Raw genomic sequence first — 23,330 nt, forward strand, 5'->3', positions numbered from 1 at the left:
CCTAAACGGGACGGTCGGGCTTGCGGTCATTACCGGGCAGCGATGTGAACGGTGTAAGAAGAGCGGGGCGAGGCTGGATGGGGGCGATTCGCCGGGTTGCCGAAGGCTTGCCGATTCAGGCGAAGCTTATTTTATCGTTCGTGCTGATTATTTTTATTCCGATCGTCCTTTTCGCCTGGTACGTTTTTAGCGGCATCTCCGACCAATCCATCCGCGAGATGGCGAAGAAGAACGAGAACATTCTCGACATCGAGAAAAACAACATTCAGAACAACATCGACCTGATGGAGTGGACGGGGCAGCTGGCGTTGTCGAATCAGGACATGAACGATTATTTGCAGACGCAGGAGGAGATGGACACCGCTTCGCTGCTGGAGTTCAAGACGAAAATTTTCAGCAACTTCGAGCATTTCCTGTTCAACAACCCCCGTATCTCGGGCATTCGGCTGTATACGAGCAATCCCCGCGTGTACGAATTTTGGCCGGTCGTTCTGAAGGAGTCGAGAATCCGGAGCAAAAGCTGGTACGATACCGTCCTCGGGCAACGCGGAATGGTCTGGTGGGAGATTCAACGCAGCGACTCGATTCTGTCGAATACGACGTCCGGGTTTGACAATCAGGGCCCGACCGTATCCCTGCTGCGGGAGATTACGTATCCCGACCAGTCGCATAACGGCGTTCTGGAAGTCGATATGGATATCAAACAGTTTTTTACGAAGACGTTCAGCGTCCAGGAGCCCAGCTCCCAGCTGCTCGTCGTGTCCCGCAACGGCCAGATTTTCACGGACGAAGATGCGGCCATCTTCCGGCACGCGTCTGCGAAGCAATTGATCGACGCGATTCGGTTGACGCCGGACGAGGGCGACAGCACCGAAGCGTTCCGCTACGGCGGGCAGTCGTATCTGGCCGTTCAATCCTATATTCCGCGCCTAGGCATCCATCTGGTGAACGTCGTCTCGCTGGCGGACACGATGGCCGATCTCCGGCGCACCCGCACCAACCTGGTGTTCGTCGTCCTAATGCTCGCCGCCGTGCTCATCGTCATCTCTTCCTTTATGCATTCGCTTATTCTGAAGCGGCTCAAGGTGCTGCGGGATTCGATGAAGAAAGTGCGGGGAGGCGACTTCCACCTGGACGTTCCCGTCTACGGCACGGACGAGGTGGGCGAGCTCGGCCACCATTACCGGCAGCTTCTGAAGAAGATCAACGAGCTGATCGTGGAGCAGGTGAACCGCCAGGCGGCGACCAAGGAAGCGGAGCTTCGCTCGCTCAAGAATCAGATCGATTCCCACTTCCTGTACAACACCCTGGAAAATTTGAAAATGCTCGCGGAAATCGAGGGCCAGTATACGATCTCGGACGCGCTGACGTCGCTGGGCGGCATGATGCGTTACAGCCTGCAGTGGACGCACGACCGCGTCCGGCTGCGGGACGAGATCGACCACATCCGCAACTATGTTGCGATCATGAACATCCGGTACGATGGCCGGCTGGAGCTCAGACTGGACGTTCCGCCGGAATGCATGGACCAGGAGGTGCTCAAAATGTCGCTTCAGCCGATTGTCGAGAACGCCGTCAAGCACGGCATGAATGCGTCCGGCCTGAAGGACGGGAAGCTGCTGGTCGCCTTGACGGCGGCCGTCCGGAACGACCAGTGCGTGATCGAGATCGCGGACAACGGCAGCGGCATGCCGGAAGAGCCGCTGAGGAGGTTGAACCGGATGCTCCGGATGGAAGAATCCGATTACCGGGAGCTCCGCAGCGAATTCGCCAAGGGCAAGGAAGGGAGCGGCATCGGGCTCCGCAACGTCGACCAGCGGCTCGTCATATCCTACGGGCAGGAGAGCGGCATCCGGGTCGAGAGCGTGGAGGGAAGCTTCACCCGGGTCGTCATGACGCTGCCGAGATTCAATCTGACCGGAGGAGAGAGCCGATGAAGCGCAAGCTGGTCATTGCCGACGACGAGACGAATATCCGTCACGGCCTGCGGGCCATGATCGAACGCCAGTACCCGGGCCGGTACGAGTTCGCGTTCGCGGAGAACGGCAGCGAAGCGCTGGCTCTTCTCTCCGCGGGAGGAGTTCAGCTTCTGCTGACGGATATCCGCATGCCCGTCATGGACGGCATCGAATTGCTGGAACGTCTGCAAGCGTTGCCGGAGAAGCCGGCGGTCGTCATCCTGAGCGGTTACGACGATTTTCCGTACGCCAAGGCGGCGATCCGCTACCAGGCGCGGGAATATTTGCTCAAGCCGATCGTTCGCGGCGAGCTGTTCGCGGTGCTGGAGCGGCTGGAGGAGGAGCTTCGGCAGCGGGAACGGCAAGGCTCGGCTGCGGACGGGAAGCGAGCGGCGGGCGAGTCCGACCGGCTCGCGTACGTGCTTCTGCGGGAGAGCGTCGGGGAGCGGGAAGTTCGCGAGCTGCTGCTGGAGGCCGGCCTCGATTGGATGGACGGCGAATATACGGTCGGCCTTCTCAAGCTGCCGGCCGGAACTTCGGACGCCCTCGCCGTGTCGTCCCGGCTGGAGCAGTGGCTGGCGGGGCAGCCGCAATGGGCGAGATGCAGCATTCGGGAAGGGGAGAGCATCCTGGCGGCACGCGATTCCAGATTGTTCTCCCGAATGCTGGAGCATCTGAGAGGCAGCGCCCAAGGGCACCCGTTCCTCGCGCTCAGCTCCAGAGTCGCGGGCATGGGCCAGCTCAGGCTCGCCTACAGCCAGGCGCGTCAGGCTTCGAAATATTTTCTGCTGCACCCCGATGCCGGAACGATCGAGTACGACGCCGTCCGCAGCCTTGACTCGGGCTGTCCGGTGCCGGTCGAACCGATCCGCAAAATATCGAATCTGATCGGCATGGGCCGGCTGCCGGAGATCAAGCGGCTGCTGAAGGCGACGCTCGACATCCGCGTCGTCTCCCGCTGCGAAATCGGCTACTTGCTGGCCATCAGCCGCTTGTTCAATGAAGAGGTGTTCGACCGGGTGTTCCGCACTTACGGGGAGGAGTCCGTGGAAATTTTGAAGCTGTACAAGAAGGCGGGGCATATCGACAACTTCGACCGTTTCCACGATTACTATCACCATGTCGAGCGGCTGCTGGAGCGGCTGGACGAATATGTCGCCCGCGTGCGATCGGCCCATGCGGAGCGGAAGGATATGCAGAAGGCCGTGGACTATTTGCAGGAGCATTACCACGAGGACGTCAACATGGCGGTCGTGTCGAACCATATCTCGCTGAACTACACGTATTTCAGCGAGGCGTTCAAGGAGTATACGGGGGAGAGCTTCTCCGCCTACTTGCGGAAGCTGCGGCTGGCCAAGGCGAAGGAGCTGCTGGCGGGAACCGATCTTAAAGTGTACGAGATTTGCTCGCGGGCCGGCTTCGACAGCGTCAAGCATTTCACGAGAGTGTTCAAGGAAGCGGAAGGCATTACGCCGATGGAATACCGAAGCAAAGAGACCGGTTTGGTCTAACCGAAGGGGGAGCGGGCATGAAGCGGACGGAAGTGGACGGATGGGTGCGCGCCGAAGGGAAAAGGCTGGTCAACGGGCGCGGAGAAGAATTGATTTTGCGGGGAGTCGGGCTCGGGAGCTGGTTGCTCCCGGAAGGCTATATGTGGAAGCTGCCGGAGGGCGGAGACCGGCCGAGACGGATCGAGCGGATGGTGGCCGAGCTCGTCGGCGACGAGGAAGCGGCTTCCTTCTGGGAAGCGTATCGCGACCGTTATATCGCCGAAGCGGACATTCGGCGGATCGCGGAGGAAGGCTTCAACTCCGTCCGGGTGCCGTTCAACGCCCGTATGCTGCTGGAGGGAGAGTTGAACGGAGAAGGCTACAACGAAGCCGCGCTGCGGCTGCTGGATCGCGTGATCCGGTGGTGCAGAACCTGGAACTTATACGTCATTCTGGACATGCACGGCGCGCCTGGCGGCCAGACCGGGGCGAATATCGACGATTCGGAGCATGATCGGCCGGAGCTGTTCATGAACGAGCGGCATCGGGTGGCCGCCATCGGGATGTGGCGCATGCTGGCGCGCCGCTATCGGGACGAATGGATCGTCGCGGGCTACGACCTGCTGAACGAGCCGCTTCCGGATTACCACGGCGCTTATCATGCGGACGTTCAGCCGCTATACCGCGATATGATTCGCGCGATCCGGGAAGTGGACGACCGGCACCTGATCATCGTCGAAGGCGTGCATTGGGCGACGGACTGGTCGATTTTCACCGAACGTCTGGACGATAACGTGCTGTATCAATTTCATAAATATTGGAACAACCCGGATACGGAGAGCATCCGGCGCTATCTGGACTTCCGGGAAGCGTGGGAAGCGCCGATCTTCATGGGGGAGGGCGGAGAGAACGATCTCGACTGGTACGCGGGCGCTTTTCGGCTGTTCGAGGACCACGGGATCAGCTGGAACTTCTGGACGTGGAAAAAGATGGACACCGACAACTCCCCTTGCTCGATCGCTCGGCCGGAAGGCTGGGAGAAGCTCGCCGGCTATTTGCAGGGAGGCGAGAAGCCGGATCGCGCCTCGGCAAGCCGGATTCTGACGGCGTATTTGGATGCGCTGCCGCTGGAGGCGTGCCGCTATCGGCCCGAAGTCGTCCGGGCGCTGTTCCGGCGGCTGCCCGTGCGGATTCCGGCGATCCATTACGGCTTCCAAGGGCCCGGCATCGGCTTCGCCATCGCCAAAGCAAGCGATTGGGTAGCCGGCTACCGGAGGGGCGACGGGGTGGAGATTCGTTATTTGGACGGCCGCCCCCGCACGCCGCCGACCGAGCCGGGCTGGCATCGCTGGGACACGGGCGGAGGGCTGTGCGTTCAGCTCGCGCCGGGCGATTGGCTGGCCTACGACTTCACGGTCGCTCCAGAAACGGGGGGGCAGACGTATCGGTTGAAAATCCGGCTGAACGCCCCGGACGGACCGGCGAGCGTTGCGGCCGCTGTCGACGGAACGGCGCTCGGCGTCGCCAAGGCCGAGGCGGATTGGACGGAGGCGCCGCTCGAGCTGCCGCCCCTTGCGGAAGGCGGACACCGCATCGTTGTGACGGCCCGCGAAGGCAAGGTGCGGCTGGAATCGCTTGTGTTCGAGCGGTCGGAAGGATAACATTCCCTAGCGGCGGATGCGCGCGGGCCGACAGGCTTGCCTTGACGCTGTCGAACGCGCAAAGCTATAATTACTTCAATCTAAGGGAATGTACCAGGAGGCTCGGTTAGCAAAGTGAACAACCATCCGCATGAAATGATCGTCGTCCTCGACTTCGGCGGTCAGTACAATCAGCTCATCGCCCGCCGCATCCGCGATCTTGGCGTCTATAGCGAATTGCTGCCGCACAATACGAGCGCGGACAAGCTTCGCGAGCTTCGGCCGAAGGGCGTCGTTTTCTCGGGAGGTCCCGCCAGCGTTTACGCGGAGGGGGCTCCGACCGTCGATCCCGGCGTGTACGAGCTCGGTGTTCCGATTCTCGGCATTTGCTACGGCATGCAATTGATTACGCACCAGCAGGGCGGCAAGGTCGAGCCGGCGACCAAGCGCGAATACGGCAAGTCGGACGTCGACTTCGCGCATGACTGCAAGCTTGTCCAAGGCCTGGACAGCCGGCAGACGGTATGGATGAGCCACGGCGACCATGTGACGGAGCTTCCTTCCGGGTTCAAAGTGGACGCGAGCACGCCGCACGCTCCCGTCGCGGCGATGAGCGACGAATCCCGGGGACTTTACGCGGTACAATTCCATCCCGAAGTTCGGCACTCCGTGCACGGCAATGAGATGATCCGCAACTTCCTGTATGAAATTTGCGGCTGCAAGGGCGACTGGAGCATGTCCTCCTTCATCGAGGACACCATCCGGGAGATCCGCGACCAGGTCGGCGACCAGAAGGTGCTGTGCGCCTTGTCCGGAGGCGTCGATTCGTCCGTCGTCGCGGCGCTCGTTCACAAGGCGGTCGGCGACCAGCTTACTTGCATGTTCATCGATCACGGGCTGCTGCGCAAAGGGGAAGCCGAGAGCGTCATGGACACGTTCGTCGGCAAGTTCGACATGAACGTCGTGAAGATCGACGCCCGGGAGCGGTTCCTCGGCAAGCTGCGCGGCGTCTCGGACCCCGAGGAGAAGCGGAAAATCATCGGTACGGAGTTCATTCGCGTGTTCGAGGAAGAATCGGCCAAGTTCGACGACTTCGCCTTCCTCGCCCAGGGCACGCTGTACACCGACATCGTCGAGAGCGGCACGGTGACGGCGCAGACGATCAAGTCGCACCACAACGTCGGCGGATTGCCGAAGGATATGAAGTTCAAGCTGGTCGAGCCGTTGAAGGCGCTGTTCAAGGACGAGGTGCGCAAGGTCGGCACGGAATGCGGCCTGCCGGACGCCATCGTCTGGCGCCAGCCGTTCCCGGGACCGGGGCTGGCCATCCGCGTGCTCGGCGAAGTGACCGAGGAGAAGCTGGAGATCGTGCGCGAATCGGACGCGATCCTGCGCGAAGAGATCGCGAAGGCTGGGCTCGACCGCGAGATTTGGCAATATTTCACGGCGCTGCCGAACATGAAGAGCGTCGGCGTCATGGGCGACGGGCGCACGTATTCGTATACGGTCGGCATTCGCGCCGTCACCTCGATCGACGGCATGACGGCCGATTGGGCGCGCATTCCGTGGGACGTGCTGGAGAAAATTTCGGTGCGGATCGTCAACGAAGTGCAGAACGTCAACCGGATCGTTTACGACATTACGTCGAAGCCGCCGGCGACCATTGAGTGGGAATAAAGGAATTTCGGGAACCGTCAGAAGCCGCATGCGAATGCGGCTGCTGGCGGTTTTGACTGCCGATCGGAGGCTTCGAGATTCGTGAAATTGTTCCATTACAACCCCGACAAACCTTACCGGGACCATCCCGATCTGTACGTCAACCATTGGGGCAAGGAAGATTGCGCTCCGCGCCATTCGTTCGGTCCCGGCATCCGGGACGTGCACAAGTTCCACTTCATCCATCGGGGCCGCGGAATCGTCCGCGTCGCGGGGCACACCTACGAACTCTCGGCAGGGGAAGCTTTCCTGATTTACCCGAACGTCGTCATCTATTACGAGGCGGACGAGGCCGATCCATGGACCTACTCTTATTGCGCGTTCTACGGAGGACGGGTGGAGGAGCTGCTCTCCCGAACCCGATTGACGCCGGAGCGGCCCGTTTTTCCCATGGATTTGCAAGTGATGCCGAGCCTGATCGAACAGTTATCCGACGCGCTGAAGCACGGGCGGAACCGGGATTTGCGCCTGAATGCGCTCTCTTACCGGTTCATGGCCGCGCTGGTCGAAGCCGCCCCGATTCAGCCGGGCGGGCAGAACCATTCCCGCAAGCACCACGCGTATATTCATCAAGCGATGGAGTTCATGCACGCCCATTACAGCGAGCCGATCTCGATCGCGCAGCTCGCTTCGGACCTCGGGTTGGACCGCAAATATTTGTCCGCGATTTTCAAGGAAGCGACAGGGGTTCCTCCTCAGCGTTATCTGATGGAATACCGGATGCGCAAGGCTTGCGGATTGCTTCGGGGCAGCGGCTTCTCCGTCGGCGAAATTGCGAGATCGGTCGGGTATGAGGATGCGCTTCTTTTCTCCAAAATGTTCCGGCGATACGCGGGCGTCTCCCCATCCGAGTTCCGTTCGGGCGATTATGACATTCCTGACATTATTCCATAAAACCCTTCCCTCTTGACATAGGCTTGCCTTCCCGTTAGAGCTATGATGAATTACATCCGATAACGAGGAGGAAGCGACGATGGGGTATTTGGCTAGCGAGAGCCGTTACGACAACATGACATATAACCGTTCCGGAAAAAGCGGGCTGAAGCTGCCGGCGATCTCTCTGGGGCTGTGGCACAACTTCGGCGGCATTAACGTGTACGAGAACAGCAGGGCGATGCTACGCCGGGCGTTCGATCTGGGCATTACGCATTTCGATCTCGCCAACAATTACGGGCCCCCTCCGGGTTCCGCGGAAGAGACGTTCGGACAAGCGCTTAAGCAGGATCTGGCTCCTTACCGGGACGAGCTCATCATCTCGACGAAGGCGGGCTACTACATGTGGCCGGGACCGTACGGAGATTGGGGTTCGAAAAAGTATCTCGTCTCCAGCCTCGACCAGAGCCTGAAGCGGATGGGGCTCGATTACGTGGACATTTTCTATCATCACCGTCCGGATCCGGATACGCCGCTCGAAGAGACGATGGCGGCTCTCGATTTGGTCGTGCGTCAAGGCAAAGCGCTGTACGTCGGCGTGTCCAACTACAGCCCGGAGCAGACGCGCGAAGCCTCCCGCATTCTGAAGAGCCTTGGCACGCCGTGCGTCATTCATCAGCCGAGCTATTCGATGATGAACCGCTGGATCGAGAACGGCTTGCTCGACGTGCTGGAGGAGGAAGGAATCGGATCGATCGCCTTCTCGCCGCTCAACAAAGGCATTCTGACGGACCGCTACCTGAACGGGATCGCGCCGGACTCCCGCGCCGCAGGCCCGAGCGTCTTCCTCAAGCCGGAGGATCTCGACGAGGCGACGATCGGGAAAGTGCGGAAGCTGAACGACCTGGCTGCCGAGCGAGGGCAGAAGCTGTCGCAGATGGCGCTCGCGTGGGTGCTGCGCGGCGGGCGCGTCACTTCGGCGCTCATCGGCGCGAGCAAGGTGAGCCAGATCGAAGACGCCGTCGGTGCCGTGCGGAACCTGAGCTTCACCGACGAAGAGCTTGCGCGCATCGACGCCTTTTTGGGCTGATGCCTCGCAGAGGCAAATAAACGAAGCCGGACGGAACGCCCCGCGGGGCGTTCTTTTTTTCTCGATTATTGCCGATTTTGGGAAGTAAATGGGTTCTTTTTCACGATCAACAGAATTGAAAACGCTATCAAAACGAACTAATTCGTCAAGGAAATACAAAAAAGTTCGTAAAACCGATTGACGAAGCAGCGACTTATACCTAGAATGAGGAAGGACAACAAACTGAATCGTATTTTTCGTATAATCCCGGGAATCGGCCCGGGAGTCTCTAGGGATCACCGCAAATGATCCGGCTACGGAAAACGGGAAAGACAGACCGGCGGGAAAACGCGCGATTCCCCCGGTATGCTTTTTCGTCGTTGTGCGGAACCTAGAAGAGGCATCTTCTGGGTTTTTTGTTTCTTACGATTCAGTCAATTCGAAGGAGGGCTTGCCCTAGTTATGGACAGATTCTTCAAGCTAAAGGAACTCGGAACGAACGTGCGTACGGAGATCATGGCGGGCGTTACGACGTTCATGACGATGGCTTACATTTTGGCGGTCAACCCGGCCATACTGGGAGGCTCCGGGCTCGATACGTACAGCATCTTCCTGGCGACGGCGCTGGCGGCGGGAATTTTCACTCTCGCGATGGGCTTGTTCGTCAACTTCCCCGTGGCGCTTGCGCCGGGCATGGGGCTGAACGCGTACTTCGCCACGACGGTCGTCGCTTCCAAGGCGACGGATCACCCGATCACTCCTTCGATGGGGCTGGCGGCGGTGTTTATTTCGGGAATCATTTTCTTGATCCTGACCGTCACCAAAATTCGGCAATTGCTGGTCGTCGCCGTGCCTGACGGATTGAAACACGCCATTACGGTCGGCATCGGCTTGTTCATTGCGATCATCGGCTTGAAAAACAGCGGCCTGCTGACCATCTCGCTCGACGCGTTCGGCCGCGACTTTGCCAAAGGCTCCTATACGGACCTCGGCGGAAGCGAGACCGTCCTGCATCTGGGCGATTTGACCCAACCGACGGTATGGTTGACGGTTGTCGGCCTCTTTCTGATCGGCCTCCTGATGGTTTTGCGCGTGCGCGGCGCCATCTTGATCGGCATTCTGCTGACGACGCTGATCGGTGCCATTCCGGGCGTCGATGTCGTCGACTTCGGCACGCTTAAAGGACAAGATTGGGTTCCCGATTTCAGCCAGCTGAACTTCTGGGATCTCGACTTCGGCGATCTGCTCTCGACGGGCCTGCTGTCAGCCATCGCGACGTTTACGTTCGTCGAGCTGTTCGACACGTTCGGCACGCTGGTGGGTACGGCCAACCGCGCCGGCCTCTTGAAGAACAAAGAGGAAGGCCAAAAGCTCATCGGCAAAGCGATGGTAGTCGACTCCCTGGCTGTCAGCGGCGGCGCCATGCTCGGTACGAGCACGATGACCGCTTTCGTGGAGAGCTCCGCGGGCATCGCGGAAGGCGGCCGCACCGGTCTGACGTCTTCGACGACCGGCGTCCTGTTCCTCCTCTCGCTGTTCCTGGCGCCGATCGCGCTGCTCGTGCCAACTCCGGCGACCAGCGCGGCGCTCATCATCGTCGGCGTCCTGATGATGCAGTCGATCAAGGAGATCGACTTCACCGATCTGGTGATCGGCATTCCCGCGTTCCTGACGGTAACGCTCATGCCGTTTACGTACAACATCGCCAACGGCATTTCGTTCGGCATCGTGTCGTACATTGTGCTTGCCTCGGCCTCGAGCTGGTTCGGCAAGAAAAAATACAGCGTCCACTGGCTGATGTGGATCCTGTTCGTGCTCGTCATTGCAAGATACCTGTTCATCGGCTCGCAAGGCTAAAACGCAGCCGCTTCAAAACGTGCGAAGGATCTGCCGACCGCTCCAAAGCGCGCGAAGGTTCTGTCCGCCGCTTCCCACCCCGGGGAGCGGCTTTGTTTTGCATCGGGCTTTTAGATTTCGTCAATTCCCATTAACTTCCAGGTGCCGCGCCTCATCACCTTTTCTCCGCATTTGTGAGCTTATCCCCGCTGCTCAGCAGAGGGGCTTGTGTTCGCTTTATCGCTTAACCAAAGACGAACGGGGAAACTCTCTTATGAACTAAACGGTAGAATAGAGCGTTCCCAGCGAACAGTCCAATAGAACGCTCAGGTGAAAAGTACAGGAGAACGATTTGGTGGACGACACGATATCACAAAATGAAAACAGCACAATATCACGCACTGAAAACAACACAATAAAACGCTTCAGCGAACAGCACAATAAAACGCTTCAGCGAACGGCGCAATAGTACACTCCGGCGGGTCTTCATCATTTATGGCGGCTCTGACTTGAGATTAGTGTGGAGGCGTTGAGTTGGAAACTGTCTAGCTGGCTTTTTGGCCGTAAATCCTTCGAGCGGCCTTGCGGGTAAGCTGAGGGTAGGTAATGACGGGGCGCGAGACGCACTGCCGAAGCAGATCCCGAACGATCGAATCTTTGCTGGAAGTGAAGTTGAATCGGTAACCGTACTCGTCCAAGTAAGCCTGCAAATGCTTGGGACCAATCCCGCAGTAGATCTCGTTCATATAGCGCGACATTTGATAGCAAAAAGCGTTTAAAGGCCGATAACGAGCAGAGTTGTAGATGCCGGGAGCGACCTTAAGGTCGGCTTCCGATGCGACGCATTGCTGAAGGAAGCACCGCATGCCGTATCTCGTCGTCACTCCCATGAACAATTGCTCCTCTGCCACCTGGTGCAGTTTCACACGGAGCAGATGGCCCTCCTCCGAGATGGAGGCGGCGGTAATCAAAGGCCGGTATTTCACATTTCGCCTATAAACGGAGTAAAGAGAGGTCGGCCCATGACGGTCTTCATTGACCCGCACATGACCGGTGAGCGGAAGCTCGGATGTGGTCAGACGGATGGCGTGGCGAATCTTGTGGGCGATCAGCCAGGCGGTCTTGTACGTTACCCGGATCGCTTTGGATAACTCGCGGGCGTTAGCGCCTCTTGCAATGCAATAAATCGCCAGAAACCATTTGCGAAGGGGCGTCTTGCTTTTCTCCATCACGGTTCCTACGGTTAACGACGTCTGGTGACGGCATCTTCCGCATTCATAGAGGGGAAGCCGCCGGGTACGCGTCACGGAAGCCTCCCGATGGCGACACAACGGGCAGACATAGCCGTCCGGCCATTTGATCTCGTACAGCTTGCGTGCGCAGGCTTCTTCGGTAGCAAAACGCCGGCAGAAGGCCTCCATAGACAGGCTCCAATCCATCGCGGCTCCCCCTCAAACCGAATATATGTTCCTATATTTTGATTATACCAAACAAATGTTCTCATTTCAAGGGCGATTTTTTAGTAAGAAGAAGAAACGACCACGCCATCTGAGGTACGGGGATAAGCTTACAAATGTGTGGGAAAACGCGATACCAGCTGGGGGACGGCGAAATGCCGCGACATGGCCAGATGAATCCACTGGCTGAGGTACGGGAAGAGCTGTTCCCGATATAGCGAATAGACCGGCTGAGGTATGGGGACAAGCTTACAAAAAGGAAAAAAAGAATAGTCGGCGGAGCAAAAAGGGGGAGAGGGGCGATGCGGTTAAGGTGGCAAAAGATGGGCTGGGCAAACCCATTCTTTCAGAGAAGAACGGATTTGCCCGATCTGCCGTCTCAAACGTATCTGAACTTAGAAATTCGGACGCCGGGGGCGAGCTTCAGCACGATGTCGCAACGCCCGCTCAAACGGTCGACCGCGCAGGTTACGGTGTTCCAGGTCTGGGCGCCCCCCGTAGCGGGGACGGGGCACGTTCCGACGGCGACGGCCTCTTGCCCCGGGCTCTCCGCCCAAATTTCGATCGCGCCTCCGGCTGCAGAGGACACTCTTGCCTCGAAGCAGACGGCTTCGCGGTCGCCGAACGCCGCGTCGGCGTAGCGAAGCCAAGCGCCTTCCCGAACGGCGGCCGCGCTGCTGCCGCCTTCCTTGCACTCGTCGACGACGACGCCCTCATAGTCGTCGTAGTTGACCGCGGCCGTCGCCTTGCGCAGGTCGCGGGGAGGCACCGTCTCGCCGTCGACGCGAAGCTCGGCGGCGAGGGCGAAGTCGGCGGAGGAGCGGCCGACTCGCAGCGTCCAAGTGCCGGACTCGACGCACCATCGGTCGCGCGTGACGTCCCAGAACGCCAAATCGGACGCTCGCACCGCGAACTCGACCGTCGAACTGTCCCCGGGCGCGAGCCCGACTCGGCGGAAGCCGAGCAATTGCTTAAGCGGCCGCTTCACGCGCGACTCGCCGGCGCTGCCGTACAGTTGGACGACTTCTTCGCCCGGCCGATCGCCGGCATTCCGGACGTTCACGCTGACGACGATCTCGTCGTCCGGACCGATGGCGGAGCGGCTCAGCCGCAAGTCGTCCAGCTCGAATGTCGAATACGTCAGGCCGTGCCCGAACGGGTACAGCACGTCGCCTTTAAAGTAACGGTACGTCCGCTCGCCCTTGATCATGTCGTAGTCCATGAAATCGGGCAGCTGGTCCACCGACCGGTACCACGTCATGTTCAGCCGGCCCGCCGGCGCATAGTCGCCGAACAGGACGTCCGCCAGCGCCGTGCCGAGCTCCGGTCCGGCGTGGGACGTGTACAGCATCGCCGGCACATGCTCGTCCGCCCAGTTGACTGCAAACGGATAGCTGCCGACGATGACGACGATCGTGTTCGGATTCGCCGCGTAAACTTCGCGAACGAGGCGCTCCTGCGCCTCCGGCAGCGTCAGGTCCGGCCGGTCGATCGTCTCCTTGCCGTTCACGAGCGGGTGGTTGCCGACGAACACGATCGCCGCGTCCGCGCCGCGCGCCGCTTCCACCGCTTCGCGAATGCCGTCCGTTACGGTTACGGTTTCGAAGACGGCCGACCACGCCGGCATCGAAGCCTCCCCTTGGCCGACCCAATGGCCGTGAACGTCCCTCGCCGCCCCTCCTTCGGATACGGTCAGCAAGCCGTCTTCACCAACGGCGATCGGACCGTCGTTCCAGGCGGACAGGGAGATCCGCCCGTCCCCTTGGTCGTCGACCAACATCACTTCCTTGGTGAACCAGCCGAAAATTTCGTCCGCGGAAGCCGATACGTTCCGGTCGCCTTCCGTCGTCAGGAACTTGTCCGGCCGGCTAAGCGGCCGGAACGTATTGGCGCGCCAGCCCCAATCCGTCCTCTCCAGCGTCTCGGCTCCTTCGGCGTCCTCCGCGTTGGCCGCCAGGATGCCTTCGGCGTTCAGCCCGACAAATTTGCCGCTGCCCGCAAGCTTGAGCTTAATCCGGTCGTTGCCACTGCTGTACGTGACCTCGGCCCGTTCCGCCTCCTCGGCGTTCATCGTCACCTCGGCTCGTTTTGCCCCCTCGGCTTTCCTCGTCGCCACGGCTTGTTCCGCCCCCTCGGCGCGCTTAGCCAGCTTGGCCCGGATCGCCTCCAGCGGGGTCACTCTGTAGGGCGGCGTTCCGCTGTACCAGTCGCGGTAGACGACGTCGGCCAGCGGTCCGACGACGGCCACCTTGGCCAAGCGCGACGCATCGAGCGGCAGCGCGCCTTCGTTCTTCAGCAGCACGACGTTCTTGCGGGCGGCTTCGAGCGACAATTGCCGATGCGCCGGCGCGTTGATGGCCGACTCGTCGATGGCCGCGTACGGGTTGCGGTCGTCCGGATCGAACTCCCCGAGCCGGAATCGGACGCGGAACGTGTTGCGCAGGGCGACGTCGAGATCGTTCTCGGTCAGCGACCCGTCCGCCAGGGCGTCGCGGATCGCTTGCTTGGAGATCGGGTGGTCGTCGGTGATGCTGTCGATGCCGCTTTTGATCGATTGCGCCACCGCGTCCTTGTAGTTATCGAAATACTTGTGATCGTTTACCGTGCCGAGCACGTCGCCCGCGTCGCTGACGACGAAGCTGTTCATGCCCCATTCCCGCTTGACGACTTCGTTCACCAGCGGGTTGAGATTGGCCGGAACGCCGTTTACCGCGTTGTAGGCGGTCATCATCGATTGCGCGCCGCCTTCCTTGAACGGCAGCTCGAACGCCTTCAAGTAATATTCGCGCATGTTCCGCGGGTCGATGCTGACGGAGCATTCGCCGCGGCCGGCTTCGTTGTTGTTGCCGATGAAATGCTTCAGGCTGGCGACCGCGCGCAAGTAGAAGGGATCGTCCCCTTGAATGCCTTGCGCCAGCGCGGCCGTCAGCTTGCCCGCGAGTATCGGGTCTTCCCCGTACCCTTCCTCGTTGCGGCCCCATCGGGGGTCGCGCTCCATGTCCACGGTCGGCGCCCACAGCGTCAGGCCGTTCATCGCCGGATCGCGGCGATAGAAGCCGCGCGCCTCCGTGCCGATCGCTTCGCCGACCCGCCTCAGCAGGTCGGTGTCCCAAGTGCAGGCCAAGCCGACGGGCTGCGGAAAGACGGTCGCCTCTCCAAGCCAGGCGATGCCGTGGGCCGCTTCGGTGCCGTGCTTGTATTTCTTGACGCCGAGGCGCGGAATCTCGTCCTGGTATTGGCACATCAGGTTGATTTTCTCGTCCAAAGTAAATCTCGCCACCAGGTCGTTCACCCGGGTTTCGAGCGGAAGGTCGGGATTTTGAAAGGGATAGCGGTACGGTTCGTTCAAGGCAACCATCCTCCGATTCTATGCAAGCGCATTCATGTCTGCTATCATTTTACTATTTTCCGGAGCTCGGCAATACCCGCACAATTCTATCTAAAATCCACGACAAATTATACAAGCCCTTGCAAGGACACGACGGAATGGCTCAAAATAAGGCGTGTAACGCGGCCCGGCTTCTGTATGCGCTTACAGGAGGGGGCGGCAGTATCGGGGGGATGCGCACTGCGGCGGTTATCGATGCGGTTTAACGATATGAAACTGCGCAACAAAATGGTTTTGTCGTATATCTTATTTTTTGTTTTGCCGGTCATGATCGTCGGTTTCTTCATCGTTCGGGAATATCGCCAATCCGCGCTGGACAAGGCGATCGAGCAAACCGAAAACGCCGTCGAACGGGTCAAAAACCGCACGTCCGAGACGCTGGACGTCGCCATCAACCTCTCCAGCAGACTGTCGCTGGATACCGCGATGGAGCAGATCGCGACGACGCATTACCGGAATGCGGGCGAAGTCGTGGACGCCTACCGGGACTACAACACTTTCAAAACCTATCTGGAGTTCAATCCGGAAATCTCGCAAATCAAGCTGTTCGTGGAGAACGACACGCTGCTCAACAACTGGGAGTTTTTCCCGATCGGCCCGGAGACGGAGAATACGTTCTGGTACAAAGCCGCGATGAGCCACGTCGGGCTGATCGGCTGGTATTACTTCCCGAACGAGACGCGAACCCCGGACAGCATGCTGAGCCTCGTGCGCAGCGTCTATTTCCAGGAGACCAAATCGTTCGGCGTGTTGGCAATCGACGTGAACACGGATGATTTGAATTCGATGCTTCGGCAGGAAAATTCCGAGACGCTCATCACGGACGCGCGCGGTTACGTCGTCGCTTCCAACCGTCCGAATCTGATCGGCAAACCGCTTAGCGAGACTAAGCTCGGCCCGGAGATCGGCGAGAAAAAGCCGGGCGAGTACGAAATGTCAATCGACGGCGTCAAATCCAAAGTGATGATCGACCGCCTGACTCCGGATAAAAGCTACACGAGCTTGAACATCGTCACGATTTTCCCGATCGGCGGCATCGTGAAGGAAGCGAACCGGATCAGCGAGCTGGGCATGCGGATTATCGCCGTTTTCGTCGTGTTGTCCGTCCTGCTCATTTACTTGATTTGCACGATGCTGACCAATCGGCTGCTCAAATTCAGCCGGCAAATCAGCAAAGTGTCGACCGGCAACTTCAATGCGGAGCTGGCGGTCGACGGGAAGGACGAGATCGGTCAGATCGCCCGGCAATTCAACCAAATGGTCGCGAACATCAAGGAACTGATGGACGAGGTGACGCTGTCGCACCAGCATGCCAGCGAGCTGGAGCGGAGGCAAAGCGAGATTAAGCTGAAGATGCTCGCGAGCCAGATCAACCCGCATTTTCTGTACAACGCGCTGGAGTCGATCCGGATGAAAGCCCATATCAGCGGGGAGAAGGAGATATCCCAGGCGGTGAAGACGCTGGGCAAGCTGCTGCGCAAAAATTTGGAAATGACGGGGCAGGCGGTCAGTCTGAAGGACGAGCTGGAAATCAGCCGCTGCTATCTGGACATTCAGAAGTTCCGCCATGAAGACCGGCTGGATTACGAGCTCGACATCGACCCGGCCGTTGAACATGTAAAGCTGCCGCCGCTGCTCATCCAGCCGCTCGTGGAAAATTCGGTCATTCACGGGCTGGAGCGAAGCTTCGAGGGCGGCAAAGTGAAAGTAAGCGCCCGGAAAACGGAGGGAGAGCAGCTGGAAATTTGCGTCGAGGACAACGGCGTAGGCATGACGCCCGAGAAGCTGGACAGCGTCCGCCAATCGCTCGGCGAGCAGGACGCCGAGCGAATCGGGCTTCTCAACGTGCACCAGCGGCTGCAGCTGACGTACGGCCCGGCTGCCGGGCTGCGAATCGACAGCGAGAAGCATAAGGGAACCCGAATATCGTTCCGGATTCCGTTGGAGGGTTGAACGAATGTACAAAGTGTTGATCGTAGACGACGAGCCGCTCATTCGGGAAGGATTGCAGACGATCGTCGAATGGGCGGAACTGGGGTTTGAAGTGGCGGGCAGCGCTTCGGACGGCGTCGATGCGCTGCAGAAGGCGCCGCAGCTGGGGCCGGATCTGATGATCGTCGACGTCCGCATGCCCGGCATGGACGGGCTGAGCCTCATCCGCACGCTGCAGGAGCGGCCGGGCCCCCGGCCTCATTTTCTCATTCTGAGCGGGCATGCGGATTTCGAATACGCCCGCCAGGCGCTGGCGATGCGGGCGGACGGCTACTTGCTGAAGCCCGTGGACGAGGACGAGCTGGCGGAGCATCTGGTCAAGCTTAAAACGATATTGGACGCGGAACGCGACGGAAACCGCAAGAAGCCGGCGGCATCCGGGTGGAGCCGGGAGCGCACGATCGCTTCCTTGCTGACCGGAGACGGGGAGCGGGCGCCGGAGCAGGCGATCGCGGAAGCGGGCCTGACCGGCTCCTCCTTCGAAACGCTGCTCATCAAGCTGCAAAGCCGCAAGGAGATCGACCCGGAAGCGGCCGCCGGCGTCAAGCGGAGTCTGATCGCCGCTTACGAAGCTTCCGACAGGGGCGCGGTCCTTTCCGCGGACCCGTATTTGGCCGTCGTGCTGAAGAACGTCGCGGACGAAGCGGAAGCGCACGACGCCGCGTACCGGACGATCGCCAAATCATGCGCCGGCTTCGGACTGGACTTTACCGCGGTCGGCGGCGGGGTAGTGAGCGAGGTGCTGGAGCTGCACCGATCGTACCGGAACGCGCAGAAGCTCATGCGAGGCCGGTTCACGCTCGAAGGAGATCGGGTGCACGTCCGGGACGCCGCGCCCGCCGAACCGGCCGCCGGCGAACGCCGGGAAGCTCCGGACCTGCAAGCGGCCGGGGAGAAGCTGTTCCTGGCGCTGGACATCGGGAACGAGGAATACGCGGTGTCGATCGTGAAGGATACCGGCGCGGCGATGGTGGCCGCGGGAACGACCGAGCAGGGAATCAAGGCCGGCTTCGTGCAGCTCGTGACGACGGCGCTGGGCAGGCTGGAGCAGAACCGTCCGGAGCTTCGTGCCCGGGCCCAGGCGTTCGCTTCGGAAGTTTTGGACATTTACGCCGAATACCGCTATTCCGGTCTGATCGGAACGTTGACGGAGCGGGTTCGCGACATGGCGGAAGCGTTCCGCGGCCAGGGGCCCGACAAGCAGCTGCAGAAGATGATCGATCTCATTCACCGGAACTACCGGGAAAACCTGAGGCTCGGATCGCTCGCCGAGCTGTTCGGCTACAACAGCTCGTATCTCGGCAAGCTGTTCAAAAACGCGACGGGAGAATCGTTCAACACGTACCTCGACAAAGTGCGGATCGAGAAAGCGAAGGAACTGCTCGGGGCAGGGATGAAGGTGTACCAGGTGGCCGAGCGGGTCGGCTACTCCAACGTCGACTACTTCCACGGCAAGTTCCGCAAATACGTCGGCACGTCGCCTTCGGCTTTTCGCAAATGAGTGCGCTTTCACTAATTTTTATATGATTTTGTCCCGAATCCTTCGGGTAGTGCAGCCGGTACCCATCCCTTATCATTTAGACATACAGCAAGGAGGGATGGCATGAAAGCGGTATCAGAGGCCGCTGTCCCGGCAGACGTCAGACCGGCGGCTAAGCGGGGTTCGAGGTTCTGGACGATCGCGCTTCGGAATCGGTACTTGTACCTCATGTCGCTGCCGTTTGTGGTCTGGGTGTTCATCTTCAGCTATTACCCTTTATGGGGCTGGCTGATGGCCTTTCAGCGGTTCAAACCGGGCAAATCGATCCTCGAACAGCAATGGGTCGGATTCGACCAGTTCAAGACGCTGTTCCGGGACGATACGTTCTATCTGGTCATGCGCAATACGTTGGCCATGAGTCTGATGAGCCTTGTCGCGGGCTTCGCGACGGCGATCGTGTTCGCTTTGCTGCTGAACGAGCTGCGCCGTATGGCGTTCAAGCGAATCGTCCAGACGATCTCGTATTTGCCCCACTTCGTCTCCTGGACGGTAGCGGCGAGCATCGTCACCCGCATGTTGTCCAGCGATCACGGCGTCGTGAACGACCTCCTCATGGGACTGGGCATCACTCACGAACCGATCCAGTTCATGGCCAACGGCCATTTGTTCTGGGGTATCGTGACCGTGTCGGACGTCTGGAAGGAGACGGGCTGGAACGCCATCATCTATCTGGCTGCCATATCGGGCATCGGACCCGAGCTGTACGAAGCGGCTAAAGTGGATGGCGCGAGCCGAATTCGGCAAATTTGGCATATCACGCTTCCGGGAATTCGTAGTACGATCGTCGTGCTCCTTATTTTGTCCATCGGCCATCTGATCAGCATCGGGTTCGAGAAGCAGTTCCTGCTCGGCAACAATCTGGTGGTCGATTATTCGCAAGTGCTCGATTTGTATTCGCTGCAATACGGGCTGCAAATGAACCGCTATTCGTTCGGCGTGGCGGTCAACATGTTCAACTCCGTCGTCAGCCTGGCGCTGCTGTTCCTGGCGAACGGCATTTTCAAGAGAACGACGAAAGAAAGCATCATGTAAGGAGGGCGCCGCTATGACAACCGCACGCATCCGCAGAGGCGCACCTGTGTCGGAACGCGTACTGGACGCCGCGATCGTCGTCGTCATGATCGTAGTCGCGATTGCGACGGTCTATCCGTTCCTGAACGTTCTCGCCTTATCGCTCAACGATTCGACCGACAGCGTTCGAGGCGGCATTACGATCTTCCCGCGGGAATTCACGCTCAAAAATTACAACGTCATCTTCTCGTTCGGAGGACTGCTTACCGGGTTTAAAATTTCCGTGCTCCGGACGATCGTCGGCACGATTCTGGGGTTGATCAGCTCCTCGATGCTGGCGTTCGTGCTCGCCCGCCCCGATTTTCAGGCGCGCCGCGCGTTGTCCGTCTACTTGGCCGTCACGATGTATGTGTCGGCCGGGCTTATTCCGACTTATTTGCTGATCAAGGACTTGCATCTGATGGGCACCTTCGCCGTCTACGTGCTGCCGGGGCTGGTCAGCGCCTTCAACGTCTTCGTCATCCGTTCCTTCATCGACGGCATCCCGTATGCGCTGCAAGAATCCGCCAAGATCGACGGCGCGAACGACTTCACGATCTACTGGCGCGTCATTCTGCCGATGACGACGCCGGCGCTGGCGACGATCGCGCTGTTCGTGGCCGTCGGGCAGTGGAACTCCTGGTTCGACACTTATCTGTACAACGCCACGAGCCCGTCCCTGACCACGCTGCAATACGAGCTGATGAAGGTGCTGCAAAGCACGACGACGGGCAACAACGGCGATTACCATAACGCCACCAGCATGACTCAGGTTCTGGCCACCGTATCGCCGGAATCGGTCAAAATGGCGATTACGATTGTCGTCACCGTTCCGATCCTTCTCGTGTATCCGTTCCTGCAGCGGTACTTTGTGAAGGGCATGACGCTCGGAGCCGTCAAGGGCTGATCCTCTAACGGCCTTCGGGCATCCCATTCGGTATTAACAGGGCATCTGTTATACATTAGATTGCACCAATATAACTGGGAGGGTACAAAGAAATGGCAACAAACAAGAAATGGCCGGTCGCCCTCATGACGACCTCGCTTCTCGCCGGTTTGTTGGCCGGATGCGGCAACAACAACGACGCCGCCAGCGATTCTCAAGGCGCAGGCGCATCCGGATCCGCTTCGACTGCAAGCGCTTCCTCCGGTGCGGCGGAAGATCTCAAGCCGATTACATTCAGCTTCTACAGCGAAGATGGGAATCCGAACTGGAACAACATGCAGGACGACGTAGGCAAAGCGATTACCGCCAAGACGGGCGTTACGCTGCAAGCCGAATTCGCGGTAGGAGATCCGGTGCAGAAGTCGGCCCTGATCGCCTCCAGCGGCAAATACCCCGATCTGATCAGCGCCAAGAACAGCATCAACAAATTCGTCGACGCGGGCGCGGTCATCGACTTGACGGACCTGATCGACAAATACGGCCCGAACATTAAGAAAGTGTACGGCGACGAGCTGAAGCGCTTGCGTTACAGCAACGACGATCACGCCATTTACGTCCTTCCGACGTATGCGGGTGTGGGCCAGACGTATTTCAACGCCGGCGGAGGCTTCGAGCTGCAGCATCGCGTCGTGAAGGAGCTGGGCTATCCGCAAATCAAGACGCTGCAAGATTACGAGAACGCGATCAAAACGTATCTGGAGAAGCATCCGACCGACGAGAACGGCAACAAAAACATCGGCCTCTCGCTGAACGCGGACGATTGGCATATGTACATTTCCGTTACGAACCCGGCCTTCTTCGTCACCGGCGGCTCCGACGACGGGGAATACCATATCGACGACGATACGCATAAAGTGACTTACCATTACCTGCGTCCGGAAGAGAAGGAATATTTCCGCTGGCTGAACCATATGAACGACATCGGCTTGCTGGACAAGGAGAGCTTCGTGCAGAAGTACGACCAATACAAGGCGAAGGTCGCTTCCGGCCGCGTGCTCGGCTTGATCGACCAGGACTGGGACTACGGCGACGGCGAGAAAGCGCTGAAGGCGGCCGGCAAGTTCGATCAAGGCTACGGCCACTACTCGGTGACGCTTAACGAATCGATCAAGGATCGCTCGTTCCAATCGACCGGCTTCCTCGGCGGCTACGGCATTGCCATCTCCAAGACGAACCCGGATCCGGTCCGCGCCATCAAGTTCCTCGATTACCTGGCTTCGGACGAAGGACAAGTGCTCGTCAACTGGGGCATCGAGGGCAAGCATTACAACGTCGAGAACGGCAAACGCGTCATTCCGCAGGACATCAACGACCGCAAAGTCAACGACGCCGCGAACTTCCAGAAAGAAACCGGCATCGGCACCTACACGACGATGGGCCCGCACTACGGCGACGGCGTGAAGGATTCGACGGGCAATTACTATACGACGAACTTCCCGGAACAGATCGAAGCCAGCTTCAACGATGTGGAAAAGGACGTTTTGTCGCACTATAACGCGAAGACCTGGAAGGACCTGTTCCCGAACGAGAGCGAATTCCCGGTGAAGCCGTGGGGCGCAGCATGGAACATTCCGGTTCCGAGCGACAGCGAAGTTACGGTGCTCGACGAGAAATTGAAGACGATCACCTGGAAGATGATTCCGCAAGCGATTCTGGCGAAGCCGGCGGACTTCGACAAGGTGTGGGACGACTACGTGGCGCAATTGGAGAAAGCGGGCGTTCACAAAGCCGAAGAGCTGCGCCAGCAATTGGTGGAAGACCGGATCAAATTGTGGAACGAGTAGTCTGAGCTTTAGGAAAATCGTAGCGGTCCGGCGGGGAGCGATCTCGCCTGGCCGCTATGATTTTTTTTATCCGCGCGCCTGCCGGCTCCATTTCGCGGCGCCAGACAGGAGGAGAAGGGAACGAGCTTGCGCTTTTTCTCGTAAAATCGCACCGGGCAGAGACGGTTTATGTCGAAATATAAAACGAACGACCGTCCCTCGCTTTGTGTCAAAATCCGAACATTCGTATTTTGCAGCTAAAAAAGCGTTCGCCTTTCATTTGACATCCATGTCAGGTTAGGATAAACTTATAACCGTAAAAATAAGCGTAAATGGCTCGTATATTTTCGGGAATATGGCCCGATCGTCTCTACCCGGAAACCTTAAATTTTCGGACTACGAGCTCTTGGACAAACAGGTGGAATGCCGGATCGAGGAACGACAAATTCCGAGCTCCCGGCATTGCGCCTTTGTCGCGTCCAATGGGCCGAAGCCTGAATTGCCAAGGTTCGTTCGAGAGAGAAGATGGGCTTGATGGGGAATGCTGACGGTATACCCATCGGCCTTTTTGTGTGTTTAAGGACCAGATTGCGAGCGGGGAAGGGTGGAAGC

Annotated in this window: 14 protein-coding genes and 2 riboswitches; of the genes, 12 read left to right on the forward strand and 2 right to left on the reverse strand. The window is 59.2% G+C overall.

Annotation, left to right across the window (positions count from 1 at the left end; all coding sequences use genetic code 11):
* Nucleotides 1-20 precede the first annotated feature (20 nt).
* The 7 genes from G485_RS0120930 (at nucleotide 21) to G485_RS0120960 (ending at nucleotide 10,603) form a co-directional block, all read left to right on the forward strand.
* Entirely contained in the window at nucleotides 21-1,937 is a 1,917-nt protein-coding gene (locus G485_RS0120930) for a sensor histidine kinase (protein WP_240489232.1), read from the forward strand.
* The gene (locus tag G485_RS0120935; protein ID WP_035157556.1) at nucleotides 1,934-3,469 is read left to right on the forward strand and encodes a response regulator; all 1,536 of its coding nucleotides are present in this window, start codon (nucleotides 1,934-1,936) and stop codon (nucleotides 3,467-3,469) included. The genes G485_RS0120930 and G485_RS0120935 overlap by 4 nt, the downstream gene beginning before the upstream one ends.
* Before the next feature lie 17 nt (nucleotides 3,470-3,486).
* Nucleotides 3,487-5,109: a cellulase family glycosylhydrolase gene (locus tag G485_RS27595; protein ID WP_035157559.1), complete on the forward strand. Its 1,623-nt coding sequence runs from the start codon at nucleotides 3,487-3,489 to the stop codon at nucleotides 5,107-5,109.
* Between the two features lie 135 nt (nucleotides 5,110-5,244).
* Nucleotides 5,245-6,765, forward strand: a complete 1,521-nt coding sequence (guaA, locus tag G485_RS0120945) for a glutamine-hydrolyzing GMP synthase (RefSeq protein ID WP_035157578.1) — start codon at nucleotides 5,245-5,247, stop codon at nucleotides 6,763-6,765.
* 81 nt (nucleotides 6,766-6,846) lie between these two features.
* A complete protein-coding gene (locus tag G485_RS27600; protein WP_035157561.1) occupies nucleotides 6,847-7,698 on the forward strand; it encodes an AraC family transcriptional regulator in 852 nt (283 codons plus the stop codon).
* A 79-nt stretch (nucleotides 7,699-7,777) separates the two neighbouring features.
* Nucleotides 7,778-8,767: an L-glyceraldehyde 3-phosphate reductase gene (gene mgrA, locus G485_RS0120955; protein ID WP_027094144.1), complete on the forward strand. Its 990-nt coding sequence runs from the start codon at nucleotides 7,778-7,780 to the stop codon at nucleotides 8,765-8,767.
* Between the two features lie 216 nt (nucleotides 8,768-8,983).
* Nucleotides 8,984-9,083, forward strand: a riboswitch (purine riboswitch).
* A gap of 125 nt (nucleotides 9,084-9,208) precedes the next feature.
* Complete coding sequence (locus tag G485_RS0120960; protein ID WP_027094145.1) at nucleotides 9,209-10,603, forward strand: NCS2 family permease; 1,395 nt, start codon at nucleotides 9,209-9,211, stop codon at nucleotides 10,601-10,603.
* A gap of 524 nt (nucleotides 10,604-11,127) precedes the next feature.
* Here the strand turns inward: G485_RS0120960 and G485_RS27605 are convergent.
* On the reverse strand, nucleotides 11,128-12,021 hold the full coding sequence (locus G485_RS27605; protein ID WP_051318456.1) for a transposase: 894 nt from the start codon (nucleotides 12,019-12,021) through the stop codon (nucleotides 11,128-11,130).
* Nucleotides 12,022-12,418: 397 nt separating this feature from the next.
* A complete protein-coding gene (locus G485_RS0120970) occupies nucleotides 12,419-15,397 on the reverse strand; it encodes a glycoside hydrolase family 3 protein (RefSeq protein WP_035157564.1) in 2,979 nt (992 codons plus the stop codon).
* A 240-nt stretch (nucleotides 15,398-15,637) separates the two neighbouring features.
* On the opposite strand from G485_RS0120970, the gene G485_RS0120975 reads away from it, so the two are divergent.
* The 5 genes from G485_RS0120975 (at nucleotide 15,638) to G485_RS0120995 (ending at nucleotide 22,739) form a co-directional block, all read left to right on the forward strand.
* Nucleotides 15,638-17,380 carry a cache domain-containing sensor histidine kinase gene (locus tag G485_RS0120975; protein ID WP_169732351.1) on the forward strand — a complete coding sequence of 581 codons (1,743 nt, stop codon included), beginning with the start codon at nucleotides 15,638-15,640 and terminating at the stop codon, nucleotides 17,378-17,380.
* 4 nt (nucleotides 17,381-17,384) lie between these two features.
* The gene (locus tag G485_RS0120980) at nucleotides 17,385-18,920 is read left to right on the forward strand and encodes a response regulator transcription factor (RefSeq protein WP_027094148.1); all 1,536 of its coding nucleotides are present in this window, start codon (nucleotides 17,385-17,387) and stop codon (nucleotides 18,918-18,920) included.
* Between the two features lie 102 nt (nucleotides 18,921-19,022).
* Nucleotides 19,023-19,991: an ABC transporter permease gene (locus G485_RS0120985; RefSeq protein WP_027094149.1), complete on the forward strand. Its 969-nt coding sequence runs from the start codon at nucleotides 19,023-19,025 to the stop codon at nucleotides 19,989-19,991.
* An 85-nt stretch (nucleotides 19,992-20,076) separates the two neighbouring features.
* Nucleotides 20,077-20,916 (forward strand): carbohydrate ABC transporter permease, encoded by an 840-nt coding sequence (locus tag G485_RS0120990; protein WP_420805810.1) that lies wholly within the window; start codon nucleotides 20,077-20,079, stop codon nucleotides 20,914-20,916.
* A 92-nt stretch (nucleotides 20,917-21,008) separates the two neighbouring features.
* On the forward strand, nucleotides 21,009-22,739 hold the full coding sequence (locus G485_RS0120995) for an ABC transporter substrate-binding protein (RefSeq protein ID WP_027094151.1): 1,731 nt from the start codon (nucleotides 21,009-21,011) through the stop codon (nucleotides 22,737-22,739).
* Between the two features lie 296 nt (nucleotides 22,740-23,035).
* A riboswitch (purine riboswitch) is annotated at nucleotides 23,036-23,137 on the forward strand.
* Nucleotides 23,138-23,330 lie beyond the last annotated feature (193 nt).

It is taken from the genome of Cohnella thermotolerans DSM 17683 (assembly GCF_000429825.1).
GTDB lineage: Bacteria > Bacillota > Bacilli > Paenibacillales > Paenibacillaceae > Cohnella > Cohnella thermotolerans.

Excerpts from the sequence above, each read along its gene's own strand:
- G485_RS0120935 (WP_035157556.1), top strand. The coding sequence starts at position 1,934 with ATGAAGCGCAAGCTGGTCATTGCCGACGACGAGACGAATATCCGTCAC.
- G485_RS27595 (WP_035157559.1), top strand. The coding sequence starts at position 3,487 with ATGAAGCGGACGGAAGTGGACGGATGGGTGCGCGCCGAAGGGAAAAGG.
- guaA (WP_035157578.1), top strand. The coding sequence starts at position 5,245 with ATGATCGTCGTCCTCGACTTCGGCGGTCAGTACAATCAGCTCATCGCC.
- mgrA (WP_027094144.1), top strand. The coding sequence starts at position 7,778 with ATGGGGTATTTGGCTAGCGAGAGCCGTTACGACAACATGACATATAAC.
- G485_RS0120960 (WP_027094145.1), top strand. The coding sequence starts at position 9,209 with ATGGACAGATTCTTCAAGCTAAAGGAACTCGGAACGAACGTGCGTACG.
- G485_RS27605 (WP_051318456.1), bottom strand. The coding sequence starts at position 12,021 with ATGGATTGGAGCCTGTCTATGGAGGCCTTCTGCCGGCGTTTTGCTACC.
- G485_RS0120970 (WP_035157564.1), bottom strand. The coding sequence starts at position 15,397 with ATGGTTGCCTTGAACGAACCGTACCGCTATCCCTTTCAAAATCCCGAC.
- G485_RS0120975 (WP_169732351.1), top strand. The coding sequence starts at position 15,638 with ATGAAACTGCGCAACAAAATGGTTTTGTCGTATATCTTATTTTTTGTT.
- G485_RS0120980 (WP_027094148.1), top strand. The coding sequence starts at position 17,385 with ATGTACAAAGTGTTGATCGTAGACGACGAGCCGCTCATTCGGGAAGGA.
- G485_RS0120985 (WP_027094149.1), top strand. The coding sequence starts at position 19,023 with ATGAAAGCGGTATCAGAGGCCGCTGTCCCGGCAGACGTCAGACCGGCG.
- G485_RS0120990 (WP_420805810.1), top strand. The coding sequence starts at position 20,077 with ATGATCGTAGTCGCGATTGCGACGGTCTATCCGTTCCTGAACGTTCTC.
- G485_RS0120995 (WP_027094151.1), top strand. The coding sequence starts at position 21,009 with ATGGCAACAAACAAGAAATGGCCGGTCGCCCTCATGACGACCTCGCTT.